The sequence below is a fragment of the Peptoniphilus catoniae genome (genome assembly GCF_901447155.2).
Lineage (GTDB): Bacteria > Bacillota > Clostridia > Tissierellales > Peptoniphilaceae > Peptoniphilus_E > Peptoniphilus_E catoniae.
In genome coordinates, this window is record NZ_LR588416.1 from 1 (window position 1) to 16,358 (window position 16,358).

Genomic DNA, 16,358 nt, shown 5'->3' on the forward strand with positions numbered 1-16,358 from the left:
GAGCCAGGATCAAACTCTCGATTGTAATTTGTCCTTAGCTTCAGTTCTTTTTACTGACTTTTTCCGCTAAGCTTCTTTGCTTATGATTTCTTACACTATTTAATTATCTTGGTTCTTGCTGCCTTTTGTAAGACAGCTTATTCAGTATATATCCTATGTGGATATTTTGTCAAGTCTTTTTTAAAAAATTTTTACATTTATTGACTTGACTTTTAAATAATAGCAAAGTTAAACTCTTAAATCAAGTTTTTGCTTAATAAATTTGGGTATTTACTTTACTAGGTGATTTAATGATAAAAAATGTAATTCATATTGGAATAACAGTATGTGATTTAGAAAAAGCTAAAGATTTTTACGGTAGGGTTTTAGGACTTAAACCTGTTGGAAATTTGATAATGGAGGGACCTGAAACCGATCTTTTATTCGGTAAGCAAAACACCATTGCTAAAATTGCTTATTTTAACGGTTCTGATAATTTGTACTCTCCTCCTATTGAACTTATTGAATTTAATCATCCTATAAGTAAAGAAAAGGGTAATTTTTTTAAAAGCTCTGTTTCTGAAATTTGTTTTTCTTGTAATAATTTAGATGAGGTTTATGGAGATTTGCGTAAAAAGGGTGTAAAATTTATATCTAAGCCTCAATATTTTGAATACGAGGATTCAAATCAAGAAAGCTTTAAGGCAGTTTATTTTTATGATATGGATGAAAACATAATGGAACTTGTTGAGTATATTAAATAAATTTTTGGAGGATATGAAGATATATGGTTGAATATAAATTTGTAGAAGTAAATCTTAGGGGTGCTATTAATAAAAGATATGAGAGCGAAGATGGGCAATCTCCTCAAGAAATTATAGAAGAATATGCAAAAAGATCTTATAGGTTTATAAATATACTTCCTAAGTCTTATGTAGGCTATGGAACTTTAAAAACTTATGATTTAGTTTTTGAAAAAATAAAGGACTGAAATTAATCAGTCCTTTTATTGTTCTTGTTTATTTTTAAGTTTGCATTTTCTAAAAATTTTTGCAAGTCTTTTAAATTTATGTAGTCTATTTTTCTTTTGCCGTCTTCTTTTTTCACTCTTATATCTGTTTTTATTTTCTCATTTGTTCCTGAAATATAGACAGTTAAGTTTGTCCTATATTTGCCCTTTGATAATTTTTTTATATCATCAATTTCATATGAAAAGTCATCAAGTTTATATAGGTTAAGTTCTGGAATATTTCTCTTTTTTGTAAGCTGGTCTAAGCAGTTCTTGGTCAAGTATTCTGCAAAATTTTTTTCTTCTATGTAGTCTTCTATACTCTCTGGCAAATTATATAAAATCTCGTCTACTTGGTCCTCTTTTAAATCTTTTTGACTAAAGTATAAATCATAAAAAGAATTTATCAATTTCTTATCAAAACTAAGGCTATAAGCAAGATATGCAGCTATTATTACTACAATACAAAGAAATAAGACAAGTATATTTTTATAAAATTTTTCCAAAAAATCACCTGTAGTTTCAAAATAAGTTACAAACAAGCTTTGTTTTACTTTAAATCTATTAATAAATTTAAAATTTAAACTTTGCAAATTTTATGGGTATATTTCTTTCTCTCCACTTACTTTCATATTCAGTTACTATATAATCTTCTCCCTCAATTTTTTTATCATAGTCTACTTCTAATTTCTCAAAGCCTGAATCTTCAAAATACTTTAAGCTGTCATTAAAAAAATCTAAATCATCTGTTTTTAATTGAATTATTGAATCTTTTTTTAAGATTTTTTTATATATTTCTAAAAATCTCGGATGGGTAAGTCTTCTTTTGTGCTGTCTGTTTTTTGGCCAAGGATTACAAAAATTTATATATATTTTTGATATTTCATTATCAAATATTTCTGAAAGCTTTTCTGCATTTATGGGAAGGAGCCTTGCGTTTTCTACTTCCAAGTCTTTTAATTTTCTTCCGGCATATACTAGGGCATTTGTTTCAAAATCTATTCCGACAAAATTAATGTCTTTATTATTTTCAGCCATTTGAGATATAAATCCACCCTTGCCTGATCCTATTTCTAAGTATATGTCACTTTTATTGTTAAATATTTCTTGCCAATGTCCCTTATTTTCCTTTGCTTCAAAGTCTACTTTGGGATTTTCTTTAAGCTCTGGGATGGCAAAATGTTTTTTTCTAAGTCTCATAAGTCCTCCAATTAATGAATAGCCTTATTTTACCATACTTAACTATTAAAAGCTTAGATTTTTACACACAAAAACCAACCCTAAAAGGTTGGTTTGTGAATTCATATATTAATTTGTAAATAAATCATAGTTATAAAATAAACATAAGTGTTTAAACCTTTAGCATTTAGCTACAATACAAAATATACTATGATTTGTACTTAGCCCCTTTTCTTATGAAAAGGGAAAAAATCTCACTTTTCATCGGAATCACCTCTCCAAAGTATCGACCTTCATCTTTTCATTATCTAGATACCCAGACTTTTTACTTTTAAACTTATTTTTTAAATTTTTTTATTTCCATGCTAAATAAAAGTTTAAAACTTATTTATTTCTATTATTTATGTTAAAATAGTATGACTATGTAAATGGAGGTTTCTATGGAAAAGAAAAAATTTAAAATGGGGCTTTTAATTTTTGCCGCTTTTCTACCTATAGTGGTACAGGCCTTGTTTAATTTAAAACCTGTGGTTGAGAAAAATTCTTTTTATCTTATGTTTTGGATGCTGGCAAATTATCTTTTTATTGGAGCACTTATAGATATGCTTGTGGGCTATTTAGCTATATTAAGTTTAAGGGGACTTAAAATTAACAGAAGTATATATTATTTGAACCTTTTTATTTATACAGTGTTTTTGATTTTCGTAAATACTTATTTTATACAATTTATCTATGTAAGGGATAATGCCATAATTAACTCTATAGCTTCAGTGCCTACTGCTCTTATTATTTTAACCTGCTTTGTTGTTAATTTATTAAGTGCAGCCTTTCCTACTAAAAAAGACTTGGATTCATCTATAGTTTATAAGATTTCCAAGTCCAATCCTATTAAGTTCGGCAAGGACAAATTTTCCACTGCTATAGGAAGCTTCGATGAGGGTATGGTTTTTGGAAATATTATAGTTTTTTATAAGGACCTTAAAAGCATTTATACTGATAAGGATAAGGAACTGGTTATAAAGGGAAAGGGATTTTCTAAAAACTATCTTATATCAATTGATACTCCTAAAAGTAGAGCAAAGGCTATAGAAATAATAAAAATGGCAAGAGACTTAGGAAAAATTGAAAAGAAAAAGGTAAACCTATAAGACTCGGCTTTCGAGTCTTTTTTTATAATAGCTTAATAGTATGCTGTGCCTTAAACTTAATTTATTTAAAAAAACAAAAGGGGCAAGATTTTAAACCTGCCCCATATAAATATAATTTTAAATTTTATAGCCCTGCCTTTTAAGAATGTCTACAGCCTTACTATCAACCTTTGTAAGTAAATCATAAAGCTTTGTAGCATGTCCGGTAAAGGATTCAGACCTTCTTCCCTTATCCCTTGTGTCATAATAGTTTAACATCTGAGCATCATAGTCCTTAAGTAATTTTCCGTAGTTGTCAAATATTTCATATCGGTTTTCAAAGCATCTTTTTTCTATATCCATTCTCGGTTTAAGCTGAGGGTCATCATCAGGATATCCTATGCCCATTCCTACTACAGGTAATGTATACTTAGGCAGCTTTAAAAGATCTATAAGCTTGTCTGTCCCCTTTAAAATAGATCCCAGATAGACAACACCAAGACCCATACTTTCAGCAGCAATATTTACACTTTGAGCCCCTATTATGGAATCGGTAAGGCCCTGAATTAACATTTCAATTGTGGGAGGGTCTTCATGGCATCCATTTTCCATAGCTATTCTATAATTTCTATAATTGTCTGCAACAAATACCATTAGCTCCGGTACCCTTGCTATATAATCCTGCTCTCCTATAGCCGCAAGAGCATCTTTAAGCTTTTGATCCCTTATGCGAATAATTGTGCTTTCTTGCAATCCCATAGAGTTGGGAGATCGTCTAAAGGCCTCCATAAGTGCTTCAAGCTTTTCCTTCTCAACCTTTCTTTCCTTAAAAAACCTTATTGTTCTGTGGTTGTCAAATAACTTTAAAGTTTCATTCAATTTTTTTCACCTCATTTTTTTACAGGTAGATAGACCTCAAGCCTTTTTTGTAAAATTTCTATCTCTACAGGCAAGTCCGGTCCCTTATCTCCGTCAATATCGGTTTCAACAGAGCCGTTTAATGACTCAATTTTAATTTTTTTAGAAACAAAATGTTCTACATTTTCATTTTTTTCTATTTCTCCTACAATAAGGTCTTTAGCTCCTGAAATAACATTAAGTAGATCCTTTTCTTTTAAAATTAGTACATTTGCCTTGCCGGTTGACATACCTTTATTTTCATCAGTGAATTTAATGTAGCCTATTCTGTTTGAAAGCGCTACTAAAAGATGATCTACAGGTCCTTGGTAGGTTCCTTCATCTGTTGTTATTTTTAAATTGAATTTTTCATTTTCCACAAGTTTTTCAATGGACTTTTTAAAGTAAGTGAGCATACCGAATTTGGACTTTTCCTCCGGTGACACTTCATGAATGGCTTCAGGTATTGAGCCTATACTTACAAAAAGGCTGAAACATTTCCCGTTGCATACTCCAAGGTCTATTTTTTCAGTCTTTTTAAAATCAAATTCCTCTATAGCCCCCTTCATATCCTGAGATATTTCTAAATGTTTAGATAATAAATTACCTGTGCCTCCCGGAATTATAGCAAGCTTAGGGATGTAATCCTTGTTATAGAGTCCTTGAAGTATTTCGTTAACTGTCCCGTCTCCCCCTACTGAGCATATAGCTTCATACTTTTTCATCGAAGCTTCTTCAGCAAAGTTTTTTGCATCCTCAGGTCCCTTAGTGACTCTTAAATCAACTTCATCAAAATAAGCTTCAAGCTTTTCTTTAATTGTGTCCTTAAAATTCTCAGGAGTTCCCTTGCCTGAGTTAGGATTTACTATTAACATTATTTTTTTCATAAATATCCCTTTCTACAAATAAGATCTTGTATTATTATATACCCAAGAAGACTTTATCCGATATAAAAAACAATTTTATTGCAGATTTTTAACAAGTTATTATTAAATTATTATAAAAAGGAGGATGTTTTATGCTTAAACCACGTGATGAAATTTTAAAGGTGGCAGCCTATGTGCCGGGAAAGCCTATTGAATATGTAAAAAGGGAGTTTAACCTTGACTATGTTGTTAAGCTTGCTTCTAATGAGAATCCCCTTGGAACAAGCCCAAAGGTTATAAAGGCTCTTACGGATTATATTAAAAACGGAGTTAATTTTTATCCTGACGGAAGCTCTTTAAATATCAGAACTAAGCTTGCAGAAAAATATAAAATTGGCGTAGAAAATATTTTAATTACCAACGGAGCAGATGATGCTTTAGGAATAATCGCTCAAGCCTATCTAAACGAAGGCGATGAAGTTTTAGTTTCAGAATATTCTTTTCAAAGGTACACGGACAACTCTTCAATTATGGGCGCCAAGGTTAAACTTGTACCTATGGATAATTTCCACTTTGACCTTGATAAAATGTTTGAAGGTGTAAATGAAAAAACTAAAATAATTTGGCTTTGCAATCCTAACAATCCTACAGGAACCATGTTGGAGGAGGACAAGGTAATAGAATTTATAGAGAAGGTGCCTAAGGATACCTTAATAGTTTATGACGAGGCTTACAGAGAATACGTATCCTCAGATAAATATCCTAAAGACACTGTTCACTTCTTCCAAAAATATGAAAATGTTCTTACAGTAAAAACTTTTTCAAAAATATATGGTCTTGCCGGCCTAAGGATAGGCTATGTTATTGGAAACAAGGATATAATTTCAGCTCTCGATAAAACAAGACAGCCCTTTAATGCCAACGCCCTTGCTCAGGTGGCAGCTATTGCAGCCCTGGATGATGAGGACTTTATAAAAAAGGTTTATGAAACAAATCTTGAGGGCAAGGAATATCTCTACAAGGTTTTTGAAAAATTGAACCTACCCTATATTAAAAGTGAAGCCAACCATATTTTCTTTGAAAGCCCAGGCATAGATTCCAAAGTTTTATTTGAAGCCTTGGAAAAAGAAGGAGTTATAGTAAGACCTCAAAAGGGTTCTTACACAAGATTAACTGTGGGTACCATGGAGGAAAACAAATTCTTTGCTGAAAAATTGGAAAAAGTCTTAAAAGAATTAAAATAAAAAATTTCTAAAGGACTAGTGCTATAAAACTTATTAATTAAAAAGGAGGTCCATTTATTTGAACTCCCTTTTTATAAAACTTTTAAAATTTTTATAAGTAATTAAATATACCCTCTTTATCGATTAAATGATAAGGAGGGTATATTTTTAAATCTTAATTTTTATCTATTAACTTTATTAATTATTTCCTCAAGGGTAAATAAATCCTGTTCTCCACTTGCCATGTTTTTAAGAGTGTACTTTTCTGTTTTAACCTCTTCTTCTCCAATTACTATGGTATAAGGAATATCAAGGGCATTTGAATATTTGAATTTTTTGCCGAGTTTAGCTTTCTCGGTATAAATCATACATTTTACTCCGCCTTCTCTTAGCTTTGAAACAAGCTTTACGCCATAATCAATATACTCATCCATAGGTATAACAATAAGGTCTATAAGGCTTTGTTTTTTAGCTTCAATAATCTTCGCTTCGTTAAGCTGATAGAAAAGTCTTGAAAGTCCTATGGATAAACCTACTCCCGGAAGTTTTTTGTCTGTATAGTAGCTAGCAAGATTATCGTATCTTCCTCCCGAACAAACTGAGCCGACTTGAGGGTAATTGTCTAAAATTGTCTCATATACTGTGCCTGTGTAATAGTCAAGTCCCCTTGCAATTTTTAAATCTACTGAATAATTTTCTTCAGGCACATTAAAGTCCGCTACATATTTAATTACGGTTTTAAGCTCATCTAAGCCTTCTTTGAAGGTTTCATTTTCAATGTTAAGGTCTTCAAGTTGTTTAAATATTTCTTCGTTGTTTCCGCTAATTGATATAAAGTCCAAGATCTTATAGGTTGTTTCTTTGGAAATTCCGTTTTCCATAAGCTCTTCAATTACATTTTCTTTTCCGATTTTATCAAGTTTGTCTACAGTTCTTAAAACATTAGCTGAGTCTTCTATATTAAGAGAGGAGAAAAATCCTGTAAGTAAACGTCTGTTATTTATTTTAATAGTAAATTCGTTAAAGCCCAAATCCTTAAAGGTGTGATAAATAACTACAGGAAATTCCGCATCATTTAAAATATCAAGCTTCTCATTTCCTATAGTGTCAATATCGCATTGATAGAACTCTCTGAATCTTCCTTTTTGAGCCTTTTCTCCTCTATATACCTTTCCTATGTGATATCTTCTGAAAGGGAAGGACAAGTCGTTAAAATGCTCTACTGTATATCTGGCAAGAGGAACTGTCAGGTCAAATCTAAGTGACATATCTGTATCGCCTTTTGTAAATCTGTAAATTTGTTTTTCCGTTTCGCCGCCGCCTTTTGCAAGGAGCACTTCACTTTTTTCAATTACAGGTGTATCAATTGGCAAAAACCCATGATTCTCAAAGTTCTTCCTTATAGTGTCCATCATCTCGTTAAATAGAATTTGATCTTTAGGCAACAACTCCATAAAGCCCGGAAGTGTTGACGGCTTAACAATGTTACTCATTTTTACCTCCTGTTTTGTAAATCTTACATTATTGCTATTTTTTATATAATTGCTATTTTATGTACTTTATCACTTTATCTTATACTTGTCCATACCCGGTCTAAGTATTTGCATCAACAAGGTATAAACCGGCAGTATATAGGCATAGCAAATATAGGGCAGGACTCTATGGTCCAGGCTTAGGGTGCTTAATGGTACTGCCAGGGCTATAGACCAGGGAACTAAAGATGCCATAACTATAGTTGTATTTTCAATGTGGATGGCAAGGGTCTGATCGTCATCTATTCCCTTACATAGCTGATAGGTAAGTATCGTTGCAAGGGATTGATTGCAGGCTATAAGATTGGTGATTATCCCAACTACAAAGGTTGCAAAGAAGGATCCGGTTCTGTCGGCAAGATTCTTAATTTTGTCCTTAATTTTAATTAAAAGTCCCGTGCCTTCAAATATGCCTGAATAGGTTGCCGATATAATAATTATTATACTTACATTAATCATGGAGACTATTCCTCCACCATGAAAAAGCTTATCTATTTGGTAATTATCAGACCTGTATCCTAAAAGTCCATAGGTTAAAATATCCGCCACACTTTCTCCTTGATAGATATAGGCCAAAAGACCTGCGGTTATTATAGATATAAGCATGGTTTTTTTAACATTTACTCTAAATAAGGACAAGGCTATTATAATAGCTGCAGGCATTATTAAAAGAGGGTTAAGGTTAAAATTTCCCCTTATTGCATTTATTATTTCAAAATCAACATCTCCTGAAAGGTTACCCCTACCCAGCAAATAGTATATAAGGCAGGTGATAATAGTTGGCACCATACCTGTTCTAAACATATATTTTATATTGTTAAATATATTTGTACCTGTTATCTCGCTTACTAAAAGGGCGGAGGTTGACATGGGAGAGCACCTGTCTCCGTAAAATATGCCGCTTATTATAGCTCCTCCTGTTATAAGCTCATTTATCCCCATAGCCCTCGCCATAGAAATACATATTACTCCCATAGTAGCCGCTGTTCCGAAGGATGTGCCTATAAGTATGGAAAGCAAAGAGCACAAAATAAAGGTAACCAGAATAAAAAGATCCGGCGTTATAAAATTAGATCCCTTACTTATTATGTAGGCTATAGTTCCTGAAGCCTTCCAAAGGGCTGTAATCATTCCTATAAGCATAAAAACAAGAAGAATATTTTTCATTTGCTTTATACCGGTAATGCACATTTTTAAAAGGCTTTTGAAGCTATGTCCCTTTATTCTTCCGTAGGCTAAAAACAAAACAAATCCGAAAACCAGGGCATTAATAATTGCAAAATCCTTTATCACACAAAAAACCAAGGACAGGGCAAATAATAAGAGTATTAAAATTTCAAACATAAAAATCTCCTAAAGCTTAACTAATCTTCAAAATCCATTTTAAATATATGGAGATCCTTATAATCCTCTCCCATAAGCTTCATACTAACAGTTTTAAAGTCGTCTACATCTCCTGTAACGTAACAGCTTATTTTTTGTCCCTTTTTGTCTGATAGAATTTTAAGTCCACTTAGCATTCTGTTTAAGTCTCCTGATATTGACTTTGCAGGATTAACAATTTTAGCATTTTTATCCTGGTCTTTTAAAATTTTTTGGATATTATTTTGTGCAAAAAGGAAATAGGTGCATCCTAAAAGCAAAATATCATAGTCAAAATCACTATACTTGTCCATTTCACCTTTAGCTGCTAAATAGCCCTGTCTTTCTTCTCCAAGTCCATCCTTAACTGCGCTGATTAAATCGGGACAACCGGTAACTCTTGTATCTACTCTTGAATCTATTTTTGCCATAGCTTTTTGAAAAATATCGGTTCTTGCAGTTGCATCTCCTGCCAGTATAAGAACCTTTCTATTATTAGTAATCATAGCTGAGTCCACAATGCCTGATCCCATTACTGCCAAGGTTGGAAAATTAAATTCTTTTTTTATTTCATCAATACAATAGGGTACTGAAATATTACAAGCCATAATAGCCAGCTTTACATCCATGGTCTCAAGCTTTTTAAAGCATTCCATGGTATATTTGGAAATGTCCTGACTTCCCTCTGCCCCATAGGCAGCTCTACCTGTATCTGCAATATATATAAAATCCTCATTAGGAAAGTCTTCCTTTAATTCCTTAAGTATACTTAATCCGCCAATACCACTATCAAAAATTCCAATAGGTCTGTCGTTTAAAAAGTTCATTTTTCACCTCTTCTATTTCAGGTAAACATCTTTCTTATATAATTGTATCAAAGTGTAAAATAAAAAAACAGTCTTGAAAATTTAAGACTTGTTTATAGATTTTAATTTCACATATAGTGTATACTGTTATAAAGTCAGGAGGGCTCATTATGATATACCTTATAGCCGGATGTTCAGGCAGCGGAAAAACTACCCAGGGAAATATTTTAAAGAAAAAGAAAAATTTTCATAGGATAATTACCTACACTACAAGGCCTAAAAGAGAGGGAGAGGTTGACGGTATAGATTACCATTTTATAACGAGAGAAGACTTTAGGTCTAAATCAGGCAAAAAATTTTTTATTGCTGAAACATCCTATGCCGGAAACCTTTACGGCATATCTAAAAAAGAACTTGAAAAATATAACGAGAGCAGGAAAAATATAATTTTAATTTTAGAGCTTAAAGGGGTTGCGGAAATAAAAAAGACTTTTAAAAATTCTATTTGTATCTACCTTAGACTTAGTGAGGAGGAAATGATAAGAAGAATGAAAAAAAGAGGAGACAGCCCTGAAAAGGTAGCAAACAGGCTCAAGAGCAAGCAAGATTTCCTGCCCTATGCTGATTATGTAATTGACGCCTCCAAATCCATTGATGAAGTGGCTAAAAATATTGAAGCTATAGTAGAAGAGCAAAATAAAAATAATCCCACCTTTTAGGTGGGACCTTTTATTTAAAGCCTAATTCATTTCTCATAAACATTAAAGAGTCAAAAATCATAAAGGTTGTCATTTGATGTGATGTCGCTTCATATCTCTTGTAGCGAATCAAATCCTTATTCTTATAATCTTTAACTATATCATTGTAAAAGTCCTTCATGGAATCGGGATCCACCAGGTGATCTTCATCTCCGTTGCAAAGTATTATAGGTCTGTCGACTATGTCCTCCTTGTGTTTAGACGGACTCATTTGAAGTAAAAATTCAAAGGCTCTTTGTCTTTCGTAAGGAATCTCATCGTCACCTTCGCTTAACTCATCTACAAGCCAGCTCCAATCCATAATACCGTTGTAAAGAAGTCCCACTGCAAGACTCTTTTTAAAGGTGAAAAGTCCACCTGCTGTAAAAGCGCCCATGGAGTGGCCTCCGACTCCTATGTTTTCTTCAGCTATACCAAGTTCATTTACAACATAATCGTGAATCATAGGAAACTCTTCAATATGCTTCATAATTACTCTAGGCATATATTCCTTAAGGACTTCATTGCTGTCATAGTCCAGTCTGCCCCTTCTTCCGTGATAGAGCCCTTCAGGAAGAATTACCTGATAGCCGTAGGCTGCAAATATATTTGCTCTTAAAATTTGATTAAAGGCATTACTTGCCCAACCGTGATAAAAAATAATAGCCTTTTGATTTTCTTTCTTATCTCTGGGAGTGACAACATAAAGAGGGTTTTCTCCAACCTTTACATCTTTTATTGTCGCATATTCAGACATTAAATAATCCACAGTTACCTCCTATAATTTCCAACTTGGCGGTTCAATATTGTTCTCTTTTAAAAATTCATTAGCTCTTGAAAAAGGTCTTGAACCGAAAAAACCTCTGTGAGCTGACAAGGGTGATGGATGAGGCCCCTTAATAATTAAGTGCCTGTCATTTGTTATAAACTTTTCCTTTGACTGGGCGTGTCTTCCCCACAGTATAAATACCATAGGATCAGGCTTTTCATTCAGCAATTTTATAACCTCATCTGTAAAAATTTCCCAACCTATTTTAGAGTGACTCATGGGAAAGTGGGCTCTTACTGTAAGAGTTGTATTAAGAAGCATAATGCCCTGTCCCGTCCACTTAACTAAAGATCCGCTTTGAGGAATTTCTATTTTAAGATCGTCATGAAGTTCCTTGTAAATATTCATAAGGGAGGGAGGGATCTTTACTCCATCTCTAACGGAAAAAGACAAGCCCTGGGCCTGAGAATAATTGTGGTAGGGATCTTGTCCCAGGATTAACACCTTTACATCCTTATAGGGCGTATATTTAAAGGCGTTAAATATATCTTCAGCCGGAGGAAATATTTTAAAGTTTTTATACTCATTAATTAAAAGCTCTCTTAAATTCAAATAATAGGGTTTTTTAAATTCATCCTTTAAAAGATCGTCCCAATCATTATTAAACCTATACATAACTACCTCATCTAATTAAATTTAAAAAGAAATTGTCTCCCTTTTCCTTAATAAAATATTCAAGATCCTTTTTGTTTTCCTTTTTGCAAAAGACAACTATAGAGTCCCCCTTCTTAAATTCAGAATTTCCTCTAGGCACAATTACAGTGCCGTCTTCTCTTACTATGCCTCCTATAAGAACACCCGGTGGTATCTTGGCGTCTTTAAGCTTGTGACCTATTAAGCTTGTGTCATCGGGTAATTTTAATTCCAAAACCTCCGCTAAACCGTCAAAGGTCATATAGGTTGATATACCCTTATCCTTACTTATAGTTTTTATAATTGCATTTGATGCTATATTTATAGGATTTAGGACTCCTGTAAACTCAAGTTCATCTAAAATTTTAAGATAGTTCCTTGATAATATTTGCAAAAATATATCCTCTATATTTAATTTTTTAGCCATAAGAGATAGGGCAAGATTAAGCTCCTCATTGTCAGTTAAGGCTATAAATACATCGCTTTTATCTATATTGTTTAAATCGAAAAACTCCGCTCCTTTAAGATTTGAATTAATAACAAAGGCATTGGGATAGTTCTTTCTGAAAGATCTACATTTATCCGGATCACTATCCACTACAGTTAAGTCTTCATCCTTAAATATTATTGCAAGTTGATTGCTGATTTCGTTAATACCTGCTATGGCAATTTTCTTTCTCATTTGCTTTTCGGCAATTCTAAAATACTTCATTTTAAAATTCATAATATCTTTAGAAAGTCCCATAAGGTAAAGGTAATCCTTATCCCTTAATACAAAGTCGCCATTAGGTATAATAAGCTCTCCGTCTCTAATTACTCCTATAACCAGTATAACTGAAAGAGCACCTATATCTTTTATTTTTTTACCTTCCAGGTCCTTATCCATTTTTATACCGTGACCTATTACTTCAATTTTACCCTTCCCGAACTTATCTGACTGGTATCTTATGTTGCTGCTAACTATATCTCCCACAGACAAAGCTGTTTCAAGATTAGGATTTACGATTTTATCTATCCCCAAATAATTTCTTAAATAATAAATTTGTTCCATGGATTCAGCTTGATTAACTCTACAAATAGTATATTTGGCTCCCATATTCTTTGCTAAAACGCTGGATAGTATGTTGGTTTTATCAGAGTTAGTTGCAGAAATAACAAAATCATAAGTTTCGACTTTGAATTTTTTAAATAATTCAGGAGTTAAATTATCATTGAGAATGCTTTCAACATTATCAGATTCGCGAATTTCTGACAAAGCTTTTCTGCTCCTGTCCACTATTGTAATTTCATTTTTTCCTACTGCAACGGTGGATAAAATATTTTGTCCTACCTTACCTGCACCTATTATAAGTAATTTCATGCTACACCTACACAATCTTCTTTTTTCTAACTGTTGGTATCAGTGCCAAAAGGGTAAAAAATTCAAGTCTGCCCAATAACATTAAAAAGCAAAATAAAAGTTTAAAGAAAGGATTGTAAAAGGCGAAGTTTCTCGTTGGTCCTACTGCACCAAAGCCCGGTCCAACATTTGAAAGCATAGTTACAGTAGTGGAAAGGGAACTTAGAAAATCAACTCCGCTAAGACTTATAATAGTTGATGACAGAAGAGTTATTAAGAGATAAACTCCCATAAATCCGTGGATACCGGCTATAACTTCATCATTTAAAATTCTTCCGTTAACCTTAACGGGAATTATAGCATGGGGATGAAGAACCTTTATTACCTCTCTTTTTATAAGCTTTCCAAGTACAACTACTCTTATAACCTTCATACCTCCGGCAGTTGAACCAGCACTTGCGCCCATAAACATAAGCATAATTAATATATACTTTGAAAATGTAGGCCAAAGATCATAGTCAGCATTACTGAAACCTGTAGTTGATGAAATGGAGGAAGCTTGAAAAAATGAGTCTAAGAGAGATTTACCGAAGCTTGCGTAATTATTTATAAAAAGATCTATTGCTATTAGAGTTACAGCAAAAAATATTAGTAAATAATAAGTCCTGAATTCTTCATCTTCTAAGATATTTTTAATCTTCCCTTTATAAAGGTAGTTATACATGGAAAAGTTAGTTCCGCAAAAAAGCATGAAAAATGATAATACAATAGGAATGTAAGCTCCTTGAAAATAGCCTACTGAGTTTGCCTTTGAAGAAAATCCTCCGGTTCCTACAACTCCAAGAGTATGAACTATAGCATCAAAAGGTGTCATACCTCCTAAAAGCAAAAGTAGAAAAAGAACTACTGTTATTATCATATAAATAATATATAGTTTTTTGGCAGTATCTGCCATTTTAGGTGCAATTTTTCCTGCAACTGGCCCCGGGCTCTCAGCCTTAAAAATTTGATAGGCCCCTATACCGAGTTTAGGTAGAAGTATAAGAGTAAAGACCAGTATACCCATTCCACCTATCCAGTGAGTCATGCTCCTCCAAAGAATAACAGACTTTGCAACTACCTCCGGATTTTCCATAACACTTGCCCCTGTAGTTGTAAAGCCTGAAACTATTTCAAAAAAGCTGTCTATATATCCCGGCAAGGATCCTGAAATGTAAAGGGGTAAGGCCCCGAAGGCTGAGGCAAAAATCCAAGATACTGACACTATAAGTAAACCGTCCTTGGGGGTTATTCTAAGACTTTTTGCAGAAAAGATTCTCGTTATTACTGAAGCCGCAAAAAGTAGGGCTATAGTTACTAAAAATGCTTTAGTGGCACCGTCTTCTATTGCAAAGCTTAAAAGTAGAGGTGGAATCATAAATAGGGCTTCAATTGTAAAAATTATTCCCAATATTCTAAATATGATCGCGTAGTTCACTAAAGAATCCTCCTCTTTTATTATCTGAATAAAAATATTTCTTTAAAACAGATATGCCTCCGTGGCGACAAAAAACTATTATTCTGTCCCCTGCCTTTAGCTCGGTACTTCCATTAGGTATAATAACCCTGTTATTTCTTACAATTGATGTTATTAAAACCTCTTTAGGCAGGCCCAAATCCTTAACGGGTTTTCCCAGTATATCAAGATTATTCGTTAGAAGAATTTCAGTAAATTCAGTTTCTCCATCAAGCATAAGGTTAACATTTAATGAGCCTTGTCCTCTTACAAACTTAAGTATAGTTGATGCTGTAATTATTGATGTGTTAAAGGCCGCATCAAGTCCAAGTTTGTCAACTATCATATCATAATTTGACCTTGAAAGCTTAGCAACTGACTTATATACACCAAGTTGTTTTGCAGTAAGAGCCATAAGAAGGTTCGCCTCGTCTATGCCTGTAGCTGCAACAAGGGCATCATAGGACTCAATCATTTCTTCATTTAAAATGTTAAAATCCGTTCCGTCTCCGTTTATTATCATGGCATTGGGCAACCTTTCCATAAGTTGATTGCACCTTTCAGTATTTATTTCTATAATTGTAGTTTCAATTCCGTCCATATCAAGTAAAAGTCCTAGATAAAGGCCTAATTTTCCTCCACCTAAAATAATTACTCTTTTAACGGATTTATGCTTATTTATACCGGAATGATTTTTGTCAAAGTCTTCTATATCATCTCTTGCCCCTACAATAAGTATAGAGTCATTTTCTCTTAGTATTGTTGATCCATTGGGGATTATAGTTTTTCCTTCTCTTGATATTGAAGTAATAAGCATACCGTTAAAGCCCACAAGATCCATAACTTTTTTATTTATAAAATCAGGGTCCGACCCTATGTGGAAATCTACAAGCTTTACCCTGCCATTGGCAAATTCGTCACTTACAAGTAAATATTTTTTAAGCAGATACTTTTCTATTGATAGAGCCGTTGCATGATCCGGGTTGATTATCTCATCTATTCCAAGCTCATTCATAATAAATCTTATTTGGTTATGATATTCAGGATTTCTTACTCTGGCTATTACTCTATCGACACCAAGTCTTTTAGATAGAGTTGAGATTAGTACATTTGCCTCATCTGATGTTGTCGTTGCAAGTAAAAGATTATAGCTTCCAAGATCCAGCTCCTCTAATATCTCAAAATCCAAGGCATTTGCATTAACTGTTAAAACATCAAGAGAGTTGTTTACATTTTCTATAATCTTTTCATCATTGTCCAATATTGTAACATCACAATTTTCAGCAACTAAAGCCTTTGCCAATCTAAAGCCTAGCTTACCTGCACCTGCTATTAAAACTTTCAT

At 33.1% G+C, this 16,358-nt stretch carries 17 protein-coding genes; 5 read left to right on the forward strand and 12 right to left on the reverse strand.

What is annotated here, in order from left to right; translation table 11 throughout:
* Window positions 1-290: 290 nt before the first annotated feature.
* Together PEPCATONIAE_RS06205 and PEPCATONIAE_RS06210 are read left to right on the forward strand one after the other, a co-directional pair.
* The gene (locus PEPCATONIAE_RS06205; protein ID WP_138160265.1) at window positions 291-743 is read left to right on the forward strand and encodes a VOC family protein; all 453 of its coding nucleotides are present in this window, start codon (window positions 291-293) and stop codon (window positions 741-743) included.
* 23 nt (window positions 744-766) lie between these two features.
* Window positions 767-970 carry a DUF4177 domain-containing protein gene (locus PEPCATONIAE_RS06210; RefSeq protein ID WP_138160267.1) on the forward strand — a complete coding sequence of 68 codons (204 nt, stop codon included), beginning with the start codon at window positions 767-769 and terminating at the stop codon, window positions 968-970.
* Window positions 971-972: 2 nt separating this feature from the next.
* Here the strand turns inward: PEPCATONIAE_RS06210 and PEPCATONIAE_RS06215 are convergent, their stop codons facing one another.
* Together PEPCATONIAE_RS06215 and trmB are read right to left on the reverse strand one after the other, a co-directional pair.
* A complete protein-coding gene (locus tag PEPCATONIAE_RS06215; RefSeq protein ID WP_138160268.1) occupies window positions 973-1,494 on the reverse strand; it encodes a hypothetical protein in 522 nt (173 codons plus the stop codon).
* 67 nt (window positions 1,495-1,561) lie between these two features.
* Window positions 1,562-2,188, reverse strand: a complete 627-nt coding sequence (gene trmB, locus PEPCATONIAE_RS06220) for a tRNA (guanosine(46)-N7)-methyltransferase TrmB (protein ID WP_138160269.1) — start codon at window positions 2,186-2,188, stop codon at window positions 1,562-1,564.
* A gap of 419 nt (window positions 2,189-2,607) precedes the next feature.
* Here trmB and PEPCATONIAE_RS06225 point away from each other — a divergent pair, with 419 nt between their 5' ends.
* Window positions 2,608-3,315, forward strand: a complete 708-nt coding sequence (locus PEPCATONIAE_RS06225) for a hypothetical protein (protein WP_138160270.1) — start codon at window positions 2,608-2,610, stop codon at window positions 3,313-3,315.
* A gap of 117 nt (window positions 3,316-3,432) precedes the next feature.
* Here the strand turns inward: PEPCATONIAE_RS06225 and PEPCATONIAE_RS06230 are convergent, their stop codons facing one another.
* A complete protein-coding gene (locus PEPCATONIAE_RS06230) occupies window positions 3,433-4,173 on the reverse strand; it encodes a nitroreductase family protein (protein WP_138160271.1) in 741 nt (246 codons plus the stop codon).
* An 11-nt stretch (window positions 4,174-4,184) separates the two neighbouring features.
* Window positions 4,185-5,078, reverse strand: a complete 894-nt coding sequence (locus PEPCATONIAE_RS06235) for a diacylglycerol/lipid kinase family protein (RefSeq protein WP_138160272.1) — start codon at window positions 5,076-5,078, stop codon at window positions 4,185-4,187.
* A gap of 131 nt (window positions 5,079-5,209) precedes the next feature.
* On the opposite strand from PEPCATONIAE_RS06235, the gene hisC reads away from it, so the two are divergent.
* Window positions 5,210-6,301, forward strand: a complete 1,092-nt coding sequence (gene hisC / locus PEPCATONIAE_RS06240) for a histidinol-phosphate transaminase (RefSeq protein WP_138160273.1) — start codon at window positions 5,210-5,212, stop codon at window positions 6,299-6,301.
* Between the two features lie 161 nt (window positions 6,302-6,462).
* Here hisC and hisS read toward each other — a convergent pair whose 3' ends face one another.
* The 3 genes from hisS to murI all read right to left on the reverse strand — a co-directional run bounded on the left by hisS (window position 6,463) and on the right by murI (window position 10,001).
* Complete coding sequence (gene hisS / locus PEPCATONIAE_RS06245; protein ID WP_138160274.1) at window positions 6,463-7,773, reverse strand: histidine--tRNA ligase; 1,311 nt, start codon at window positions 7,771-7,773, stop codon at window positions 6,463-6,465.
* 69 nt (window positions 7,774-7,842) lie between these two features.
* Window positions 7,843-9,156 carry a Na+/H+ antiporter NhaC family protein gene (locus PEPCATONIAE_RS06250; RefSeq protein WP_138160275.1) on the reverse strand — a complete coding sequence of 438 codons (1,314 nt, stop codon included), beginning with the start codon at window positions 9,154-9,156 and terminating at the stop codon, window positions 7,843-7,845.
* Between the two features lie 20 nt (window positions 9,157-9,176).
* A complete protein-coding gene (gene murI / locus PEPCATONIAE_RS06255) occupies window positions 9,177-10,001 on the reverse strand; it encodes a glutamate racemase (RefSeq protein WP_138160276.1) in 825 nt (274 codons plus the stop codon).
* A gap of 149 nt (window positions 10,002-10,150) precedes the next feature.
* Between murI and PEPCATONIAE_RS06260 the strand changes: the two genes are divergently transcribed.
* A complete protein-coding gene (locus tag PEPCATONIAE_RS06260) occupies window positions 10,151-10,699 on the forward strand; it encodes a guanylate kinase (protein WP_138160277.1) in 549 nt (182 codons plus the stop codon).
* A gap of 10 nt (window positions 10,700-10,709) precedes the next feature.
* Here PEPCATONIAE_RS06260 and PEPCATONIAE_RS06265 read toward each other — a convergent pair whose 3' ends face one another.
* From PEPCATONIAE_RS06265 to trkA (PEPCATONIAE_RS06285), 5 genes are read right to left on the reverse strand one after another with little or no spacing between them, the layout of a single operon-like run.
* Window positions 10,710-11,486, reverse strand: a complete 777-nt coding sequence (locus PEPCATONIAE_RS06265; RefSeq protein ID WP_138160278.1) for an alpha/beta hydrolase family protein — start codon at window positions 11,484-11,486, stop codon at window positions 10,710-10,712.
* 9 nt (window positions 11,487-11,495) lie between these two features.
* Entirely contained in the window at window positions 11,496-12,161 is a 666-nt protein-coding gene (locus tag PEPCATONIAE_RS06270) for a uracil-DNA glycosylase (RefSeq protein WP_138160279.1), read from the reverse strand.
* Window positions 12,162-12,168: 7 nt separating this feature from the next.
* Window positions 12,169-13,539, reverse strand: coding sequence for a Trk system potassium transporter TrkA (gene trkA, locus PEPCATONIAE_RS06275; RefSeq protein ID WP_138160280.1), 1,371 nt, complete (start codon window positions 13,537-13,539; stop codon window positions 12,169-12,171).
* A 7-nt stretch (window positions 13,540-13,546) separates the two neighbouring features.
* Window positions 13,547-14,995: a TrkH family potassium uptake protein gene (locus PEPCATONIAE_RS06280; protein ID WP_138160281.1), complete on the reverse strand. Its 1,449-nt coding sequence runs from the start codon at window positions 14,993-14,995 to the stop codon at window positions 13,547-13,549.
* The gene (gene trkA, locus PEPCATONIAE_RS06285; RefSeq protein ID WP_138160282.1) at window positions 14,973-16,358 is read right to left on the reverse strand and encodes a Trk system potassium transporter TrkA; all 1,386 of its coding nucleotides are present in this window, start codon (window positions 16,356-16,358) and stop codon (window positions 14,973-14,975) included. Before trkA (PEPCATONIAE_RS06285) ends, PEPCATONIAE_RS06280 begins: the two co-directional genes overlap by 23 nt.

Coding starts and splice junctions, on each gene's coding strand:
- PEPCATONIAE_RS06250 (WP_138160275.1), bottom strand. CDS start 9,156: ATGTTTGAAATTTTAATACTCTTATTATTTGCCCTGTCCTTGGTTTTT.
- hisS (WP_138160274.1), bottom strand. CDS start 7,773: ATGAGTAACATTGTTAAGCCGTCAACACTTCCGGGCTTTATGGAGTTG.
- PEPCATONIAE_RS06270 (WP_138160279.1), bottom strand. CDS start 12,161: ATGTATAGGTTTAATAATGATTGGGACGATCTTTTAAAGGATGAATTT.
- murI (WP_138160276.1), bottom strand. CDS start 10,001: ATGAACTTTTTAAACGACAGACCTATTGGAATTTTTGATAGTGGTATT.
- PEPCATONIAE_RS06205 (WP_138160265.1), top strand. CDS start 291: ATGATAAAAAATGTAATTCATATTGGAATAACAGTATGTGATTTAGAA.
- PEPCATONIAE_RS06235 (WP_138160272.1), bottom strand. CDS start 5,078: ATGAAAAAAATAATGTTAATAGTAAATCCTAACTCAGGCAAGGGAACT.
- trmB (WP_138160269.1), bottom strand. CDS start 2,188: ATGAGACTTAGAAAAAAACATTTTGCCATCCCAGAGCTTAAAGAAAAT.
- trkA (WP_138160282.1), bottom strand. CDS start 16,358: ATGAAAGTTTTAATAGCAGGTGCAGGTAAGCTAGGCTTTAGATTGGCA.
- PEPCATONIAE_RS06260 (WP_138160277.1), top strand. CDS start 10,151: ATGATATACCTTATAGCCGGATGTTCAGGCAGCGGAAAAACTACCCAG.
- PEPCATONIAE_RS06225 (WP_138160270.1), top strand. CDS start 2,608: ATGGAAAAGAAAAAATTTAAAATGGGGCTTTTAATTTTTGCCGCTTTT.
- PEPCATONIAE_RS06210 (WP_138160267.1), top strand. CDS start 767: ATGGTTGAATATAAATTTGTAGAAGTAAATCTTAGGGGTGCTATTAAT.
- trkA (WP_138160280.1), bottom strand. CDS start 13,539: ATGAAATTACTTATAATAGGTGCAGGTAAGGTAGGACAAAATATTTTA.
- hisC (WP_138160273.1), top strand. CDS start 5,210: ATGCTTAAACCACGTGATGAAATTTTAAAGGTGGCAGCCTATGTGCCG.